The sequence below is a fragment of the Geodermatophilus sp. SYSU D00879 genome, from assembly GCF_054050375.1.
Window position 1 is genome coordinate 142,803 of record NZ_JBJGZF010000005.1, and the last position, 16,939, is coordinate 159,741.

A 16,939-nucleotide genomic window follows, 5' to 3' on the forward strand; every position below is an offset into this window, starting at 1 on the left:
CCCCCGGGGCCCTAGCCGGTCAGCCGGTCGGCCTCCCGGAGCGCGACGGCCAGCGCGCCGAGCACCTCCGCGCGGGCCCCGAGCGAGCCGGGGACCACGGTCAGCTGCTCGGCCGCGGCGGGGATGGCGGACTGCCCGAGCGCCCGCCGCAGCGGGTCGACGAGCAGGTCGCCCGCGGTGCCCAGCTCGCCGCCCACGACGATGCGGTCGGGGTTGAGCACGTTGACCAGCCCGCCGAGCACGAAGCCGACCGAGGCACCGGCGTCGGCGATCAGCCGCCGGCAGGCCTGGTCGCCATCCTGGGCGCCGGCCACCAGCGACCGCAGGTCGGTGTGGTGCGGGGCGGCGGTCTGGATGGCCCGCAGCAGGGCGGTGCCGCCGGCGGTGAGCTCCAGGCAACCGCGGTTGCCGCAGCGGCACAGCGGGCCGGCCGGGTCCAGGCTCACGTGGCCCATCTCGCCGGCGGTACCGGAGACGCCGCGCAGCAGGTCGCCGTCGATCACCAGCGCCCCGCCGACGCCGGTGGCCATCTTCAGGTAGAGGGTGGCGCGCGAGCCGCGGCCGGCGCCCCAGCGGACCTCGGCGACGGCGCCCAGGTTCGCGTCGTTCTCCACGATCACCGGGACGCCGAGCCGCTCCTGCAGCGCCGGCGCCGGAGTCCGGCCCGACCAGGTCGGCAGGATGTTGGACCGCGCCACGGTGCCGCGCGCGCTCGCCGCCCGGCCGACCACCGGCGTCGGCAGGCCGACCACCGCGCCGACGACGTCCTCGGTGCAGGCGCCCGCCCGCCGCAGCTCGGCCCGCACCTGCCTCGCCACGGTGTCGAGGACCGCGTCGGAGTCCAGGTCGGCGACCGGCAGCGTCGTCGTCTCCTCGCCGACGATCTCGTGCGAGAGGTCGGCCACCGCGACCCGGACGTGGGTGCGCCCGATGTCGACCCCCACGACGACGCCGGCCCGGCGGGTCAGGTGCACCAGCCGCGCGGGCCGGCCGCCGGTCTCGACCGCGCCCGCGTCGTCCCCGGGTGCCACCAGCCCGCGGTGGACGAGGTCGGCCACGTAGCCGGACACCGTGGCGCGGGACAGCCCGGTCCGCTCCACCAGCTGCGCCCGCGTCGAGGGCCCGCTCATCCGCAGCGCCTCGACCAGCCGCCGCGAGGGGCCCGAGAGGTCGGGCAGCCACGGGCGGGTGTCCATGGCGGGCATCGTCCGAGCACGCCCGTGTTCTGTCAATCACCGACGGAAGGGAGGGGCATCGGCCGGGTGAGAGCGGGTGCGGTGCGTCGGGAGTGACGGAACCGTCCCGTCTCGGCCCCGGCTCGGCCGGAGGTCCGCGCCGCCGCGCGACTACAGTGGGTCGGCGGCCGTCGGAGGGCCGTGCCCCGCCGCCGACAGAGAGGACACCTCCTCCCCGTGTCGCTCCTGCGCTCGCTCCGCGACCCCGCAGACCTCCGGGCCCTGCCCCCCGAGCAGCTGCCCGCGCTGGCCGCGGAGATCCGTGACGCACTGGTCACCAGCGTCGCCCGCACCGGCGGCCACCTCGGGCCGAACCTCGGCACCGTCGAGCTCACCATCGCGCTGCACCGGGTCTTCGAGTCCCCGCACGAGCCCATCGTCTTCGACACCGGCCACCAGGCCTACGTGCACAAGATGCTCACCGGCCGGGTCGAGGGCTTCGACCGGCTGCGCCAGCGCGGCGGCCTGTCGGGCTACCCGAGCCGCACCGAGAGCGAGCACGACTGGGTCGAGAACAGCCACGCCTCGACCGCGCTGTCCTACGCCGACGGGCTGGCCAAGGCCTTCGCCGTCCGCGGGGACAAGCGCCCCGTCGTCGCCGTCGTCGGGGACGGCGCGCTGACCGGCGGAATGGCCTGGGAGGCGCTGAACAACATCGCCGCCGCCCAGGACCGGCCGGTGGTGATCGTCGTCAACGACAACGGCCGCTCCTACTCGCCGACCATCGGCGGTGTCGCCGACGCGCTGGCGACCCTGCGGCTGCGGCCCGGTTACGAGCAGGCGCTGCTGGCCATCCGTCAGGCGCTGCACAAGGCCCCCGTCGTCGGGTCGGCGCTCTACGACGCGCTGCACGGCCTGAAGAAGGGCGTCAAGGACGTCCTGGCGCCGCAGGGCATGTTCGAGGACCTCGGCCTCAAGTACGTCGGCCCGGTCGACGGCCACGACGTCGAGGTGCTGGAGTCCGCGCTGCGCCGGGCGCGGTCGTTCGGCCGCCCGGTGATCGTGCACGCGGTCACCACCAAGGGCTTCGGCTACCCGCCGGCCGAGACCGACCAGATCGACGCCTGGCACGCCACCGGCGTCTTCGACCCCGACAGCGGCACCAGCCCCGCGGTCGCCCGCGACTGGACGACGGCGTTCTCCGACGAGCTGGTACGCATCGGCGCCGAGCGGGCCGACGTCGTCGCCGTCACCGCGGCGATGCTGCACCCGACCGGCCTGGCCGCCTTCGCCGAGCGCTTCCCCGAGCGGACCTACGACGTCGGCATCGCCGAGCAGCACGCGCTCACCAGCGCGGCCGGGATGGCGATGGGCGGGCTGCACCCGGTCGTCGCGGTCTACTCGACCTTCCTCAACCGGGCCTTCGACCAGCTGCTCATGGACGTCGCGCTGCACCGCCAGCCGGTCACGCTCGTCCTCGACCGCGCCGGGGTCACCGGCACAGACGGCGCCTCGCACAACGGCATGTGGGACATGTCGATCTGCTCGGTCGTGCCGGGGCTGCACCTCGCCGCGCCGCGCGACGAGCCGACCCTGCGCGAGGCGCTGCGCGAGGCGGTCGCCGTCACCGACGCGCCGAGCGTCGTCCGCTTCCCCAAGGGCCCGCCGCCGCTGGACATCCCGGCGCTGGAGCGGCGCGGCCCGGTCGACGTGCTGCGGCGCGGGGAGCGCGAGGAGGTGCTGCTGGTCGCCGTCGGCGCCATGGTGCCGATGTGCCTGGCCGCCGCCGAGCGGGCCGCCGACCACGGCATCGAGGTGACCGTCGTCGACCCGCGCTGGGTGCTGCCGGTCTCCGACGAGCTCGTCGAGATGGCCGCCGCGCACCGGCTGGTCGTCACCGTGGAGGACGGCGGCCGGGCCGGCGGCGTCGGGACGACGCTGTCGCAGGCGCTGCAGGACCGCCAGCACGACGTCCCGGTGCGCGCGCTGGGCCTGCCGCAGGCGTTCCTCGAGCACGGCAGCCGCGGCCAGGTGCTGGCCGACTGCGGCCTGACCGAGCAGGACGTCGCCCGCCGGATCGCCGAGTGGACCGCGGTGCTCACCGAGCGGGCCGAGCAGCAGCCGGCCGCCGAGCCCGTGGACGGCGCCCAGCAGTGACGGTCATCGCCGAGATCCAGGTCGCGCCCACGCCGGCCGGGACGCCGGAGGACCCGCACGCCTTCGTCGAGGCCGCCGTCCGGGTGATCCGCGCTTCCGGGCTGCGGCACGAGGTCGGCGCCCTCGGCACGACGCTCGAGGGCGACGCCGACGCGGTGTGGGCCACCCTGCGGGCGGCGCACGAGGCGATGCTGGCCGCGGGCGCCACCAGCGGCATCTCGCACGTGAAGGTCGCCTCGGTCGACCGGACGATCGAGAGCCTCACCCGCAAGTTCCGCTGACGTAGCACGATCAGGCCGCCTGATCGTGCTGCGTCCTGGCTCACCGCCGGGCATGAGCCAGGACGTGCCACGGTGAGCCAGGACGCGCCACGGCGAGCCAGGACGGCGCCGCGACGGCGGACGGCCCGGGCCCCTCGCGGGGACCCGGGCCGTCGTCGTCAGCGCCCTCAGGCGGGGAGGCTGGCCACGCCCCTCGGCAGGAACCGCGAGCCGGTGACCGCCTCGGAGACGCCGGTGCGGTCGAGGTGGGCGGAGATGCCGCCCAGCCAGAACGGCCAGCCGGCGCCCAGCACCATGCACAGGTCGATGTCCTGCACGGCCTGGACGACGCCCTCGTCGAGCATCAGCCGGATCTCCTGGGCCAGTGCCCGCACGGCGCGGTCGCGGACCTCGTCCTCGGTCAGCGGCGAGTCGCCCTCGTCGATGCCGGCGAGGTCGGGGTCGACGACGCCGGGCTCGGACCAGACGCTGGTCTTGCCCAGCTCGACCATCTTCCGGAGCCCCTCGCCGACGGCGAACCGGTCGGGGAAGGCCTCGTGCATCCGCTCGGCCACGTGCAGCGCGACCGGCGGGCCGACCAGCGTGAGCAGCTCGAACGGCGACATGGGCAGGCCCAGCGGGTCCAGCGCCCGGTCGGCGACGGCCACCGGCGTCCCCTGCTCGACGGCCGAGGTGACCTCGCCGAGGAAGCGGGTGAGCAGCCGGTTGACGACGAACGCCGGGGCGTCGGCGACCAGCACGCAGGACTTCTTCAGCGCCTTGCCGACGGCGAAGGCGGTGGCCAGCGCGGCGTCGTCGGTCTGCTCGGCGCGCACGACCTCCAGCAGCGGCAGGACCGCCACCGGGTTGAAGAAGTGCAGGCCCACGACCCGCTCGGGGTGCTCGAGCTTGGAGGCCATCTCGGTCACCGACAGCGCCGAGGTGTTGGTGGCCAGCACGCACTCGGGGGAGACGACGGCCTCCACCTCGGCGAACACCTGCTGCTTGACCGACATCTCCTCGAACACCGCCTCGACGACGAGGTCGGCGTCGGCGAAGTCGGCCTTGTCCAGCGACCCGGTGACCAGGCCCTTGAGCCGGTTCAACTCGTCCGCCGAGAGCCGGCCGCGGCCGGCGAGCTCGTCCAGCTCCCCGTGCACGTAGCCGACGCCCTTGTCCACGCGCGCCTGGTCGACGTCGGTGAGGACGACGGGCACCTCGAGCCGGCGCACGAACAGCAGCGCCAGCTGCGAGGCCATGAGCCCGGCGCCGACGACGCCGACCTTGGTGACCTTCCGCGCCAGCGACCTGTCCGGCGCGCCGGCCGGCCGCTTGGCCCGCTTGTTCACCAGGTCGAACGAGTAGAGCGAGGCGCGGAGCTCGTCGCTCATCAGCAGGTCGGTGAGCGCCTGGTCCTCGGCGGCGGTGCCGGCGGTGAACGCCTCGCCGTCGACGCCGTTGCGGGCCAGGTCGAGCAGCTCGACGGCGCGCAGCGCGCCGGGGGAGGCGTTGCGCGTGCGGGCGGCGACGATGCCGCGGGCCCGCTCGATCGCGGCGTCCCAGCCCGACCGGTCGGCCTCGGGGCGGGTCACCGTGATGTCTCCGGTGAGGACGGCGGCGGCCCACTCCAGCGACCGCTCGAGGAAGTCGGCGGGCTCGAACAGCGCGTCGGCGATCCCCAGCTCCGCGGCCCGCGGGCCGGAGGTGACCTTGTTCTGCGCCAGCGCGTTCTCGACGATCACGGTGACCGCCGGGTCGATCCCGATCAGGTCCGGCAGCAGCTGCGTGCCGCCCCAGCCGGGCACCAGGCCGAGGAAGACCTCGGGGAAGGCGACGACGGCGGTGCCGGCGATCGTCCGGTAGGTGCAGTGCAGCGCCAGCTCCAGGCCGCCGCCGAGCGCCGCGCCGTTGACGAACGCGAACGTCGGGACGCCGGCGTCCTTGAGCCGCCGGAACACCCGGTGGCCGGTCTCGGCGATCTCGCGGGCGGCCTCGGCGGAGGTCACCGCGGGGACGCCGGAGAGGTCCGCGCCGACGGCGAAGATGAACGGCTTGCCCGTGACGGCGATGGCCGCCGGCGCCGGGGTGTGCGCCGCGATCTCGTCGAGCGCGGCGTCCAGCGAGGCGAGCCCGCCGGGGCCGAAGGTGGACGGGCGGGTGTGGTCGTGCCCGTTGTCCAGCGTGATCAGCGCGATCTCGCCGGCCAGGCCGGGCACCCGCAGGTACCGCACCTTGGCGTTGGTGACGACCTCGTTCTCGAACACGGCGCTCACTTGGCCCTACCCTCCCAGTTGGTGTTCTCCCAGATGACGGTGGCGCCCATGCCCAGGCCCACGCACATGGCGGTCAGGCCGTAGCGGACGTCGGGGCGCTCGGCGAACTGCCGCGACAGCTGGGTCATCAGGCGGACGCCGGAGGAGGCCAGCGGGTGGCCGACGGCGATGGCGCCGCCCCAGGGGTTGACCCGCTCGTCGTCGTCGGCGATGCCGAAGTGGTCGAGGAAGGCCAGCACCTGGACGGCGAAGGCCTCGTTCAGCTCGAACAGGCTGATGTCGTCGATGGTCAGGCCGGTGCGGGCGAGCGCGCGCTCGGTCGAGGGGACCGGGCCGACGCCCATGACCTCGGGCTCGACGCCCACGAAGCCGTAGCCGACCAGCCGCATGCCGGCGGTCAGGCCCAGCTCCTGCGCGACCTCCTCGGCGGCGAGGATGCAGCCGGTGGCGCCGTCGTTGAGGCCCGCGGCGTTGCCGGCGGTCACGTGCCCGTGCGGGCGGAACGGGGTCTTGAGCGTGCCCAGGCCCTCGAGGGTGGTGTTCGGCCGCGGCGGCTCGTCGGCGGTGGCCAGGCCCCAGCCGTGCTCGGCCGAGCGGGTGGCGACCGTCACCAGCTCCGGGCCGATCTGTCCGTTGGCGACGGCCTTGGCGTACTTCTGCTGGCTGGCCAGGGCGAACGCGTCGGCGCGCTCCCTGGTCAGGTGCGGGAAGCGGTCGTGCAGGTTCTCCGCGGTGGAGCCCATGACCAGCGCCGAGCCGTCGACGAGCTTCTCGCTGAAGAACCGCGGGTTGGGGTCGGCCCCCTCGCCCATCGGGTGGCGGCCCATGTGCTCGACCCCGCCGGCGATGGCGACGTCGTAGGCGCCGAAGGCGATGCCGCTCGCGGTGGTGGTGACGGCGGTCATCGCGCCGGCGCACATGCGGTCGATGGCGTAGCCGGGCACCGACTTCGGCAGCCCGGCGAGCAGCGCGGCGGTGCGGCCGATGGTCAGGCCCTGGTCGCCGATCTGGGTGGTGGCGGCGATGGCCACCTCGTCGACCCGGTCGGCCGGCAGCGCCGGGTTGCGGCGCAGCAGCTCGCGGATCACGCGCACGACCAGGTCGTCGGCGCGCGTCTCCGCGTAGACGCCCTTCGGGCCTGCCTTGCCGAAGGGGGTGCGTACGCCGTCGACGAAGACGACCTCACGCAGCGAGCGGGACATGGGACCTCCGCAGCAGTGGGAGCCGGCCCGGGCACGGGGACGGCGCAGGTGAAGTTACCCGCCGGTAACCGCCGCTCCAAGCGCGACCCGACCCGTGCGGGGCACCGGGGCCCGCGGCGCCTCGCCCGGGCGGAGGTCACGGTCCGGCAACGCCACCGACCCGGGCTTGCAACCCGTGTGACCCGGGGCGCATATTGGCCGCCGCACTTCTGCAGATTCCCGACGGAACGGTGGACCCATCCATGGCGCGACGGCGCACCACGATGACGGCCCTGGCGGCCGCCCTGGTCTTCAGCCTCGCTGCGTGTGGCAGCGACAGCGGCGACAGCGGCAGCGGCGACAGCGGCGGCGGCGGTGGCGGCGAGGCCGCCGGCAAGGTCGGCGTGATCCTCCCCGACACCGAGTCCTCGGTGCGGTGGGAGAACTTCGACCGCCCCTACCTCGAGGCGGCCTTCGAGGAGGCCGGTGTCGAGTACGACATCCAGAACGCCGAGGGCGACGCCCAGCGGCAGGCGACCATCGCCGAGCAGATGATCACCGAGGGCGCCACCGTCCTCGCGATCGTCAACCTCGACTCGGCCTCCGGCGCGCAGATCCAGGAGCAGGCGGCCGCCGAGGGCGTCCAGACGATCGACTACGACCGGCTGACGCTGGGTGGCTCGGCCGAGTACTACGTCTCCTTCGACAACACCGAGGTCGGCCGCCTGCAGGGCCAGGGGCTGCAGCAGTGCCTGGAGGCCAACGGCGTCGCGCAGGGCAACATCGCGTTCCTCAACGGCTCCCCGGACGACAACAACGCGACGCTGTTCTCGGCGGGCGCCCACGAGGTGCTCGACCCGCTGACGCAGTACACGCAGGTCGCCGAGCAGGCCGTGCCCGACTGGGACAACCAGGAGGCCGCGACGATCTTCGAGCAGATGTACACCCAGGCCGGCGGCAACATCCAGGGCGTGGTCGCGGCCAACGACGGGCTCGCCAACTCCGTCATCCAGATCCTCGGCCGCAACAACGCCGCCGGCGCGTCCAACGTCACCGGTCAGGACGCCTCCGTCGAGGGGCTCCAGAACATCCTCGCCGGCGACCAGTGCATGACGGTCTACAAGTCGGTCCGCGAGGAGGCCAACGCGCTGGCCGAGCTCGCCGTCGCGCTGCTCAACGGCGAGGAGGGCGAGACCACCGGCACCGTCGAGGACACCGAGGGCGGCCGCGAGGTCCCGTCGGTCCTGCTGACGCCGGTCTCGATCTTCCGTGACAACGTCAAGGACGTCGTCGACGACGAGTTCGTGACCGCCGAGGAGCTGTGCACCGGCGACTTCGCCGCCGCGTGCCAGGAGCTCGGGATCTCGTAGTGGTCACCAGCCGCCGGGGCGCCCATCATGGGACGCCCCGGCGGCTGCTGTCCCAGCCCCCCCAGCGCGACCGAGAGGCCCGGTGTGTCCGCTCCCACCGCCCGTCCCCAGGACGGCACCCCCACCCTGGAACTCCGCGGCGTCAACAAGAGCTTCGGCGCCATCCAGGTCCTGCACGACGTGCACATGAAGGTCTACCCCGGCCAGGTCACCGCGCTCGTCGGCGACAACGGGGCGGGCAAGAGCACGCTCATCAAGTCCATCGCCGGCATCCACGCCATCGACTCCGGCGAGTTCCTCTTCGAGGGCCGGCAGGTCACGGTCAGCGGGCCGCGCGACGCCGCCGCCCTCGGCATCGAGGTCGTCTACCAGGACCTCGCGCTGGCCGACAACCTCGACGTCGTCCAGAACATGTTCCTCGGGCGCGAGCGCAAGAGCGGCATCCTCCTCGACGAGACGTCCATGGAGGTGGCCGCCCGGGAGACCCTCAGCAAGCTCTCCGTCCGGACCCTGAAGTCCGTACGTCAGCTGGTCTCCAGCCTCTCCGGCGGTCAGCGCCAGACGGTCGCCATCGCCAAGGCCGTGCTCTGGGAGTCCAAGCTCGTCATCCTCGACGAGCCGACCGCCGCCCTCGGCGTCGCGCAGACCCGGCAGGTGCTCGACCTCGTCCGCCGGCTGGCCGACACCGGCCACGCCGTGGTCTTCATCAGCCACAACATGGTCGACGTCTTCGAGGTGGCCGACCGCGTCGCCGCCCTGTACCTGGGCCGGATGGCGGCCGACGTGCCGATCTCGCAGGTCGACCGCCCCCAGGTGATCGAGCTCATCACGGCGGGCCGAGCGGGCAACCTGGGCATCGCCCCCGCCGACGCCGCGGCCGTGGAGGTCTGACCCGTGTCCAGCACCATCTCCACGCCCACCAGCTCGCAGGAGCCGGGCGGGGCCCCGTCGGGCTTCGAGGCCGACCGCGGCGCCGACACCCTCGGCGCGACCGTCCGGGCCTACCTCGACCGCGTCCGCGGCGGTGACCTCGGCGCGCTGCCGGCCGTCCTCGGCATCGTCGTCCTCGGGCTGCTGTTCTTCGTGCTGCGGCCCGAGACCTTCCTGACCCCGCGGAACATGGCCAACCTGGCCGACCAGGCCGCGCCGATCATCATCCTGGCGATGGGGCTGGTCTTCATCCTGCTGCTGGGCGAGATCGACCTGTCCGCCGGCGTGGTCAGCGGCGTCTGCGCCGCGGTCATGGCCAAGCTGCTCGCCGACGTCGGCTCACCGTGGTGGGTCGCCGTCCTGGCGGCCATCGCCACCGGCGTGGTCATCGGCCTGTTCACCGGCAGCCTCGTCGGGATGGTCGGCATCCCGTCGTTCGTCGTGACCCTCGCGCTGTTCCTGGGCTGGCAGGGCTTCACCCTGCGGCTCATCGGCGAGGGCGGCACGGTGCCGGTGCGCGACCCGGTGATCTCGGCGATCAGCGACAAGAACGTGCCGGTCGCGCTCGGCTGGGTCCTCGCCCTGCTGACCATCGCCGCCTACGCCGCGCTCCAGCTCAACCGGTTCCGCGTGCAGAAGGCCAAGGGCCTCGCGCACGCCCCGCTCGCGGTGGTGCTCGTCCGGATCGGCGTGATCGCCGCGGTCGTCGTCCTGGTGACGGCGGTGCTGAGCGTCGACCGCGCCCCGGCTCCCGGCGTGGTGCTGGCCGGCATCCCGTACGCGATCCCGCTCGTGGTCATCCTGCTGCTGTTCCTGACCTTCGTCCTCGGCCGGACGGGCTTCGGCCGGCACGTCTACGCGGTCGGCGGCAACGCGGAGGCCTCCCGGCGCGCCGGCATCAACGTCACGAGGATCCGCGTGAGCGTCTTCGTGATCGGCTCGACGCTGGCCGCGATCAGCGGCATCGTCGCGGCGGCCCGCCTCGGCTCCGTGGCGCCGGGCTCCGGCGGCGGCAACACGCTGCTCTACGCCGTCGGCGCCGCGGTCATCGGTGGCACCAGCCTCTTCGGTGGCCGGGGCCGGGTGCGTGACGCCGTCCTCGGTGGCCTGGTCGTGGCGATCATCGCCAACGGCCTGGGCCTGCTGGGCACCGAGGCCTACCTGAACTTCATCATCACCGGTGGAGTCCTCCTGCTGGCCGCCAGCGTCGACGCGCTGGCCCGCCGGCGGGCCGCGGCCACGGGGCACTAGCCCGCGGAACCCAACGAGGGGCCCGTCGTCCGGTACCGGACGGCGGGCCCCTCGTCGTTGCGGGTCAGGCGCGGGAGAGCGCGTCGGTGAGCAGGTCGCGGGTGAGCCCGACCTGCCACTCGCGGGCGCCGCCGGCGCGCAGGGCCGCGGCCACCGTCTCGGCGTCGCGCGGCTCGGGCGGGGTCCACATCAGCCGGCGCACCAGGTCGGGGGAGAGGACGTTCTCCACCGGCACGCTGAGCTCCTCGGACAGCGCCGCGAGGGCCTTGCGCGCGGTCTGCAGCCGGGTGGCCGCGGCGGGGTCGCGGTCGGCCCAGCGGTTGACCGGCGGCGGCCCGTCACCGGGGCGGCTGTGCGGCGGGAGCTCCGCCTCCGGCAGCGCCCGGCCGCGGGCCAGCGCACCGAACCAGGTGCCCACCAGCCGCCGGTTGGCCCGGCCGCGGAAGACCGGCAGCTCCAGCAGCGCGCCCTCGGTCTGCGGATCGGCCTGGACGGCGGCGACCATCGCGGCGTCGGGCAGCACCCGGCCGGGGGCGACGTCGCGCCGGCGGGCCAGGTCGTCCCGCGCCTGCCACAGCGAGCGGAGCATGCCGAGCTGACGGCGGTTGCGCAGCCCGTGCACGCCGGACGTGCGCCGCCACGGGTCCTGCCGCGGTGCCGGCGGGCCGGCGGCGAGGATGGCGGCGAACTCCTGCCGCGCCCACTCGGTCTTGCCCTGCTCCTCGAGCAGCGCGGCGAGCGCGTCGCGGAGGTCCACCAGCACCTCGACGTCGAGGGCGGCGTAGACCAGCCACTCCTCGGGCAGCGGGCGGGTGCTCCAGTCGGCGGCCGAGTGGCCCTTGACCAGCGAGTACCCGAGCAGCGACTCGACGACGGCGGCCAGCCCCACCCGCGGCAGCCCGGCGAGGCGGGCGGCCAGCTCGGTGTCGAAGACCCGGCTCGGGACCATGCCGATCTCGGCCAGGCACGGCAGGTCCTGGTTGGCGGCGTGCAGCACCCACTCGGCGTCGGCGATCGCGTCCTGCACGACCGAGAGGTCCCCGAGCGGGACGGGGTCGACCAGCCCGGTGCCCGCGCCGGCGCGGCGCAGCTGCACCAGGTAGGCGCGCTGGCCGTACCGGTAGCCGGAGGCGCGCTCGGCGTCGACGGCGACCGGCCCGGTGCCGCCGCGCAGGGCGTCGGCGTAGCGCGCGAGCGCGTCGGGGGTGTCGATGACCGGCGGCAGCCCGTCGCGCGGGGCGAGCAGGGGCACCGGGGCGGGCGCCTCCGGAGCGGGCTCCGGGGCGGTCTCCAGGCCGTCGAGGGGAAGGGGCTCGGTGCTCAGTTGCCGTCCACCTACCCGCCGTCCCGTCCGTACGCGCCACCGGTCCCGCCGGCTCCCGGGGTGTGCAGGCCGAGCGGCGCGGACCCGGGGGAGTGCGTCCCGTCACCAGCGATGGTAGTGACCGCGGCGGACCGGCCGGTCAGGGGGCGGTGGTCAGGGCGTGCCGGGGACCGGACCGGACGGGCCCAGCAGCGCGACGCCCGGCGGCGGGAGCCCGGCCGCGTTGGCGAGCACCTGCAGCCAGGCGTCGAGGTGGCGGCCGAGCGCGGTGTCCTCGGCGGTCCAGGAGGCCCGGAGCTCGACGTCGACGCTGTGCTCGGGGCCGGCGAGGTCACCGAAGCGGGTCGAGGCGGTGCGGGTGACCGTGCCGCCGAGCGCGTGCGAGGCCGCGCCGCACTCCTGCAGGGCGTCGGTCAGCCAGCTCCAGGCGACCTCGGAGAACATCGCGTCGTCGACCATGTGCTCGTCGGTGCTCGCCGACAGGTACCCGACGCAGCGGGTGGTGCCGTCCCAGGCCTCGTGGCCGTCGGGGTCGTGCAGCACGATGAACCGGGCGACGGCGACCTCGACCTCGTCGTCGCCCTCTCCCTCGACGACCCGCGCGGCCAGCGCGTGCGCGTACGGCGCCAGGCGCTGCGGCGGGGGGATCGTCTCGAGGACGACCTCGGGGCGCACCCGCACCGCGGCCAGGGACTCCAGGCCCGCGACGAAGGCGGCCGGACGGTCGTCGGAGCCCGCACGCGCACCGGACCCGTCCCGGGACCCGGCCAGGCTGTGTGGCTCCACGCTCGCAGGGTAGGGGCCGCGGGCCCGGTCTGTCTCGGACGCGCCGCCGCTGCGGGGTCTGGGAGGATCGGGCGTCGTGAGCACCGCACCCGCCGTCCCGCCGTCCCCCGCCGACTCGGACCTCGTGCGGGCCGCCCGCGGCCTCCCCGTCGGCCGGACGCCGGTGTGGTTCATGCGGCAGGCCGGCCGGTCGCTGCCGGAGTACCGGGCGCTGCGCGCGGGGACGGCGATGCTCGAGGCCTGCCAGGACCCGGACCTGGTCACCGAGATCACCCTGCAGCCGGTCCGCCGGCACGGCGTGGACGCCGCGATCCTCTTCTCCGACATCGTGCTGCCGCTGGTGGTGGCCGGGGTCGACATCGAGATCAAGCCCGGCGTCGGCCCGGTGGTGGCGAGCCCGGTGCGCACCGTCGCCGACGTCGACGCGCTGCCCGACCTCGAACCCGACGGGCTGGAGTTCCTCGCGACGGCGGTGCGCCGGCTGGTCGCCGAGCTCGGCCCGACGCCGCTCATCGGCTTCGCCGGGGCGCCGTTCACGCTGGCGACCTACCTGATCGAGGGCGGCCCCTCCAAGGAGCACGCCCGCACCAAGGCCTTCATGTACGCCGAGCCCGAGGCGTGGACCCGGCTGCTCGACCGCCTCGCCGTCTCCGCCGCGACCTTCCTGCGCACGCAGATCGACAACGGCGCCGCGGCGGTGCAGCTGTTCGACTCCTGGGCCGGCGTGCTGTCCGCCGCCGACTACGGCACCCGCGTGCTGCCGCACTCGCGGGCGGTGTTCGACGGGCTCGGCGACCGGGACGTGCCGCGGATCCACTTCGGCGTCGGCACCGGCGAGCTGCTCGCGCTGATCGGCGACGCGGGGGCCGACGTCGTCGGGGTCGACTGGCGGGTGCCGCTGGACGAGGCCGCCCGCCGGGTGGGGCCGCAGCGCTCGCTGCAGGGCAACCTCGACCCGGCCGTGCTGCTGGCCGACCGGGAGACCGTCGACCGCGAGGTCCGCCGCGTCGTCGCGCAGGGCCGCGCCGCCCGCGGGCACGTGTTCAACCTCGGTCACGGCGTGCTGCCCGAGACCGACCCGGGCGTGCTCACCCACGTCGTCGAGCTGGTGCACGAGCTGTCCGCGCGATGACCCGGGTCGTCGTCGTCGGGGCCGGCATCGCCGGGCTCACCGCGGCGTTCGAGTGGCGCCGGCGGCGGCCCGCCGACGAGGTCGTCGTCGTGGAGGCCGGCGGGCGGATCGGCGGCAAGCTCGACCGGGTCGAGCTCGCCGGCGTCTGGTACGACACCGGCCCCGAGGCGGTGCTGGCCCGGGTGCCGGAGGCGGTCGAGCTGGTCGAGGAGCTGGGGCTGGCCGACCGGCTGGTGGCGCCGCGCACCACGCAGGCCTCGATCGTGCTCCCCGACGGCCGCCACCCGCTGCCGCCGGGCACCGTGCAGGGCGTGCCGACGTCGGCCGACGGGCTGGGCGGCGTGCTCACCCCCGACGGCGTCGCGCGGGTGCGCGCGGAGGCCGAGCTGCCGCCGCTGCGCCTGGAGGGCGACGTCTCCGTCGGCGGGCTGCTGCGCGCGCGGCTGGGCGACGAGGTGGTCGACCGGCTGGTCGAGCCGCTGCTCGGCGGCGTCTACGCCGGCCGCCCCGACGACCTCTCGCTGGCCGCGACCATGCCGGCGCTGGCCGCCCAGCTCGCCCGCGCCGACTCGGTGCTCGCCGCGGCGCTCGCCGCCCGGGACGCCGGCGCCCGCAGCCGCGGCGACGCCGACGGGCCGGTGTTCGTCACCGTCGCCGACGGGATCGGCGCGCTGCCGGACGCGCTGGTGGTGGCGTCGGGCGCGCAGGTGCGGCTGCGCACGCCGGCGCACGCGATCCGCCGTGCGGGCGGCCGGCTGGAGGTGGCCGTCGGGCCGACCGCCGCGCCCGAGGTGCTGGCGGCCGACGCCGTCGTCGTCACCGCGCCGGCCGGGAAGTCCGCGCGGCTGCTGGCGGGGGTGGCGCCGGACGCCGTCGAGCCGCTGCGCGGCATCCCGTACGCCTCGATGGCCGTGGTCGCGATGGCGTTCCCCGCCCAGCCGGTCGACGCCGGGTCGGGGCTGCTCGTCCCGCCGGTGACCGGGCGGCTGGTCAAGGGCGTGACGGTGTCGTCGTCGAAGTGGCCGCACCTGTCCGGCGACGGCCTGCTGCGGGTGCGGGCGTCGGTGGGTCGCTACGGCGACGAGGTGCAGCTGCAGCGCGACGACGACGACCTGACCGCCGCGGTGGTCGCCGACGTCGCCGACCTGCTCGGCCTCGAGCGCCGCGAGCCGGTGGAGGCGCGCCTGGTGCGCTGGGGCGGCGGGCTGCCGCAGTACCTGGTCGGCCACCCGCAGCGGGTGGTGGCGGTGCGCGACGCGGTCGCCGCGGTGCCGGGGCTGGCGGTCGCGGGCGCGGCCTACGACGGCGTCGGCGTCCCGGCGTGCATCCGCGGCGCGCGCCGGGCCGTGGAGGCCCTGGCCTGACCCGGGCTGACAGGCTGTGCCGGTGACCTCCTCCCTCGTCCTGCGGGCCGCCCTGCTCGGGATCGCCGCCGGCGGCCGCAGCTCCCTGGGCCTGGCGGTCCCCGCGCTCGTCGCCTCCCGGCGCCGGCCGGTGCGGCTGGCCGCGCTCGCCGCCGTCGCGGGGGAGCTGGTCGCCGACAAGCTGCCGGCCACGCCGTCCCGGACGGTCCCGCCGAGCGTCGCCGTCCGGCTCGCGGCGGGCGCCGCCGGTGGCGCGCTGCTGGCCCGCCGGCGGGGCGGCCGGCTGCTGCCGGCGCTCGCGGGCGCGGCCGGCGCCGCGGCGGGGACCCTCGGCGGCGCGCGGTGGCGGCGGCTCGCTGGGCGGCGGGTGCCGGACCTCGCGGCGGCGCTCGCCGAGGACGTCGTCGTCGTGACGATCGCCTCGCTGGCCGGCCGGGGGAGCGGCGCCCGGCGCTGACCGGCCGCGCGACAATGGGGGCATGAGCGAGCAGACGGAGACCAAGAGCGTCGGCAAGCGGGCCAACGAGCTCAACGCCCTGATCCGCTACACGATGTGGTCGGTGTTCCGGCTCGCCCGGCCGCTGGCCGACGACCGGCGCACCGCCGCCGCCGACGAGGTCGCCGGGCTGTTCGAGGAGCTGGCCGGCAAGGGCGTCGTCGTCCGCGGCACCTACGACCTCGCGGGCCTGCGCGCCGACGCCGACCTCATGGTCTGGTGGCACGCCGAGACCCCGGAGGCGCTGCAGGAGGCCTACACCCGGCTGCGCCGCACCGAGCTCGGCCGCGCGCTGGAGCCGGTGTGGTCGCAGATGGCGCTGCACCGCCCGGCGGAGTTCAACCGCAGCCACATCCCGGCGTTCCTCGCCGACGAGGAGCCGCGGCGCTACGTCTGCGTCTACCCGTTCGTGCGGTCCTACGAGTGGTACCTGCTGCCCGACGAGGAGCGGCGGGACATGCTCAAGGAGCACGGCATGCAGGCCCGGCCCTACCCGGACGTGCGGGCCAACACCGTCGCCTCGTTCGGCCTGGGCGACTACGAGTGGATGCTCGCCTTCGAGGCCGACGAGCTGCACCGCATCGTCGACCTCATGCGCGACCTGCGCGCCAGCCGCGCCCGCCGGCACGTGCGCGAGGAGGTGCCGTTCTACACCGGCATGCGCAAGCCGGTCGCCGAGCTGGTCCGCGACCTGGCCTGACGCCGGCCCGCGGATGATCAGCTGACCTGATCGTGCTGCGTCCTGGCTCATCGTGGGCGGTGAGCCAGGACGCGTCAGCGTGAGCCAGGACGGCGGACGGGCGCCGGTCAGCCCTCGGCGGGGACCAGCCGGACGGACACGGAGTTGATGCAGTAGCGGTCGCCGGTCGGCGTCTGCGGGGCGTCGTCGAAGACGTGGCCGAGGTGGCTGTGGCAGGTGCCGCAGAGGACCTCGGTGCGGACCATCCCGTGGGTGCGGTCCTCGCGGAGCACCACGTCGTCCGCCGACGACGGCTCGTAGAACGACGGCCAGCCGCAGTGCGAGTCGAACTTGGTCTGCGAGCGGAACAGCTCGGCACCGCAGGCGCGGCAGGTGTAGACGCCGACGGTCTTCGTGTCGACGTACTCCCCGGTCCACGGCCGCTCGGTGCCCGCCTGGCGCAGCACCGCGTACTCCTGCGGGGACAGCTGGGCGCGCCACTCCTCGTCGCTCTTGGTCACCTTCGGCTGCGAAGCGGACGTCGTCATGCCCGGGAGAACG

At 75.3% G+C, this 16,939-nt stretch carries 15 protein-coding genes; 9 read left to right on the forward strand and 6 right to left on the reverse strand.

Translation table 11 applies throughout. From position 1 onward, the window contains the following. Nucleotides 1–11: 11 nt before the first annotated feature. Entirely contained in the window at nucleotides 12–1,196 is a 1,185-nt protein-coding gene (locus tag ACI79B_RS09340; protein ID WP_456928653.1) for an ROK family protein, read from the reverse strand. A 216-nt stretch (nucleotides 1,197–1,412) separates the two neighbouring features. On the opposite strand from ACI79B_RS09340, the gene dxs reads away from it, so the two are divergent. After that, on the forward strand, nucleotides 1,413–3,332 hold the full coding sequence (gene dxs, locus ACI79B_RS09345; protein ID WP_456928652.1) for a 1-deoxy-D-xylulose-5-phosphate synthase: 1,920 nt from the start codon (nucleotides 1,413–1,415) through the stop codon (nucleotides 3,330–3,332). Beyond that, complete coding sequence (locus ACI79B_RS09350) at nucleotides 3,329–3,613, forward strand: thiamine-binding protein (RefSeq protein WP_456928651.1); 285 nt, start codon at nucleotides 3,329–3,331, stop codon at nucleotides 3,611–3,613. Before dxs ends, ACI79B_RS09350 begins: the two co-directional genes overlap by 4 nt. A 167-nt stretch (nucleotides 3,614–3,780) precedes the next feature. Here the strand turns inward: ACI79B_RS09350 and ACI79B_RS09355 are convergent, their stop codons facing one another. Continuing rightward, on the reverse strand, nucleotides 3,781–5,865 hold the full coding sequence (locus ACI79B_RS09355; protein WP_456928650.1) for a 3-hydroxyacyl-CoA dehydrogenase NAD-binding domain-containing protein: 2,085 nt from the start codon (nucleotides 5,863–5,865) through the stop codon (nucleotides 3,781–3,783). Further along, the gene (locus ACI79B_RS09360) at nucleotides 5,862–7,067 is read right to left on the reverse strand and encodes a thiolase family protein (protein ID WP_456928649.1); all 1,206 of its coding nucleotides are present in this window, start codon (nucleotides 7,065–7,067) and stop codon (nucleotides 5,862–5,864) included. The genes ACI79B_RS09355 and ACI79B_RS09360 overlap by 4 nt, the downstream gene beginning before the upstream one ends. 242 nt (nucleotides 7,068–7,309) lie before the next feature. Here ACI79B_RS09360 and ACI79B_RS09365 point away from each other — a divergent pair, with 242 nt between their 5' ends. The 3 genes from ACI79B_RS09365 (at nucleotide 7,310) to ACI79B_RS09375 (ending at nucleotide 10,597) form a co-directional block, all read left to right on the forward strand. Further along, nucleotides 7,310–8,416 (forward strand): sugar ABC transporter substrate-binding protein, encoded by a 1,107-nt coding sequence (locus ACI79B_RS09365; protein WP_456928648.1) that lies wholly within the window; start codon nucleotides 7,310–7,312, stop codon nucleotides 8,414–8,416. A gap of 84 nt (nucleotides 8,417–8,500) precedes the next feature. After that, nucleotides 8,501–9,307 (forward strand): ATP-binding cassette domain-containing protein, encoded by an 807-nt coding sequence (locus tag ACI79B_RS09370; protein WP_456928647.1) that lies wholly within the window; start codon nucleotides 8,501–8,503, stop codon nucleotides 9,305–9,307. A gap of 3 nt (nucleotides 9,308–9,310) precedes the next feature. Further along, nucleotides 9,311–10,597, forward strand: a complete 1,287-nt coding sequence (locus tag ACI79B_RS09375) for a sugar ABC transporter permease (protein ID WP_456928646.1) — start codon at nucleotides 9,311–9,313, stop codon at nucleotides 10,595–10,597. 64 nt (nucleotides 10,598–10,661) lie between these two features. Here the strand turns inward: ACI79B_RS09375 and ACI79B_RS09380 are convergent, their stop codons facing one another. Then, nucleotides 10,662–11,849 (reverse strand): ribonuclease D, encoded by a 1,188-nt coding sequence (locus ACI79B_RS09380; protein ID WP_456928645.1) that lies wholly within the window; start codon nucleotides 11,847–11,849, stop codon nucleotides 10,662–10,664. Between the two features lie 225 nt (nucleotides 11,850–12,074). Beyond that, nucleotides 12,075–12,707: a DUF3000 domain-containing protein gene (locus ACI79B_RS09385; RefSeq protein ID WP_456928644.1), complete on the reverse strand. Its 633-nt coding sequence runs from the start codon at nucleotides 12,705–12,707 to the stop codon at nucleotides 12,075–12,077. Between the two features lie 76 nt (nucleotides 12,708–12,783). Between ACI79B_RS09385 and hemE the strand changes: the two genes are divergently transcribed. From hemE to hemQ, 4 genes are read left to right on the forward strand one after another with little or no spacing between them, the layout of a single operon-like run. After that, nucleotides 12,784–13,839 (forward strand): uroporphyrinogen decarboxylase, encoded by a 1,056-nt coding sequence (gene hemE, locus ACI79B_RS09390; RefSeq protein ID WP_456928643.1) that lies wholly within the window; start codon nucleotides 12,784–12,786, stop codon nucleotides 13,837–13,839. Beyond that, a complete protein-coding gene (gene hemG / locus ACI79B_RS09395; RefSeq protein WP_456928642.1) occupies nucleotides 13,836–15,203 on the forward strand; it encodes a protoporphyrinogen oxidase in 1,368 nt (455 codons plus the stop codon). Before hemE ends, hemG begins: the two co-directional genes overlap by 4 nt. A 22-nt stretch (nucleotides 15,204–15,225) precedes the next feature. Continuing rightward, nucleotides 15,226–15,660: a hypothetical protein gene (locus tag ACI79B_RS09400; RefSeq protein ID WP_456928641.1), complete on the forward strand. Its 435-nt coding sequence runs from the start codon at nucleotides 15,226–15,228 to the stop codon at nucleotides 15,658–15,660. Nucleotides 15,661–15,682: 22 nt separating this feature from the next. Continuing rightward, complete coding sequence (gene hemQ, locus ACI79B_RS09405; RefSeq protein WP_456928640.1) at nucleotides 15,683–16,399, forward strand: hydrogen peroxide-dependent heme synthase; 717 nt, start codon at nucleotides 15,683–15,685, stop codon at nucleotides 16,397–16,399. A gap of 107 nt (nucleotides 16,400–16,506) precedes the next feature. Here the strand turns inward: hemQ and msrB are convergent, their stop codons facing one another. After that, entirely contained in the window at nucleotides 16,507–16,926 is a 420-nt protein-coding gene (msrB, locus tag ACI79B_RS09410) for a peptide-methionine (R)-S-oxide reductase MsrB (RefSeq protein ID WP_456928639.1), read from the reverse strand. Nucleotides 16,927–16,939 lie beyond the last annotated feature (13 nt).

Excerpts from the sequence above, each read along its gene's own strand:
- ACI79B_RS09340 (WP_456928653.1), bottom strand. The coding sequence starts at position 1,196 with ATGGACACCCGCCCGTGGCTGCCCGACCTCTCGGGCCCCTCGCGGCGG.
- ACI79B_RS09360 (WP_456928649.1), bottom strand. The coding sequence starts at position 7,067 with ATGTCCCGCTCGCTGCGTGAGGTCGTCTTCGTCGACGGCGTACGCACC.
- ACI79B_RS09365 (WP_456928648.1), top strand. The coding sequence starts at position 7,310 with ATGGCGCGACGGCGCACCACGATGACGGCCCTGGCGGCCGCCCTGGTC.
- hemG (WP_456928642.1), top strand. The coding sequence starts at position 13,836 with ATGACCCGGGTCGTCGTCGTCGGGGCCGGCATCGCCGGGCTCACCGCG.
- hemQ (WP_456928640.1), top strand. The coding sequence starts at position 15,683 with ATGAGCGAGCAGACGGAGACCAAGAGCGTCGGCAAGCGGGCCAACGAG.
- msrB (WP_456928639.1), bottom strand. The coding sequence starts at position 16,926 with ATGACGACGTCCGCTTCGCAGCCGAAGGTGACCAAGAGCGACGAGGAG.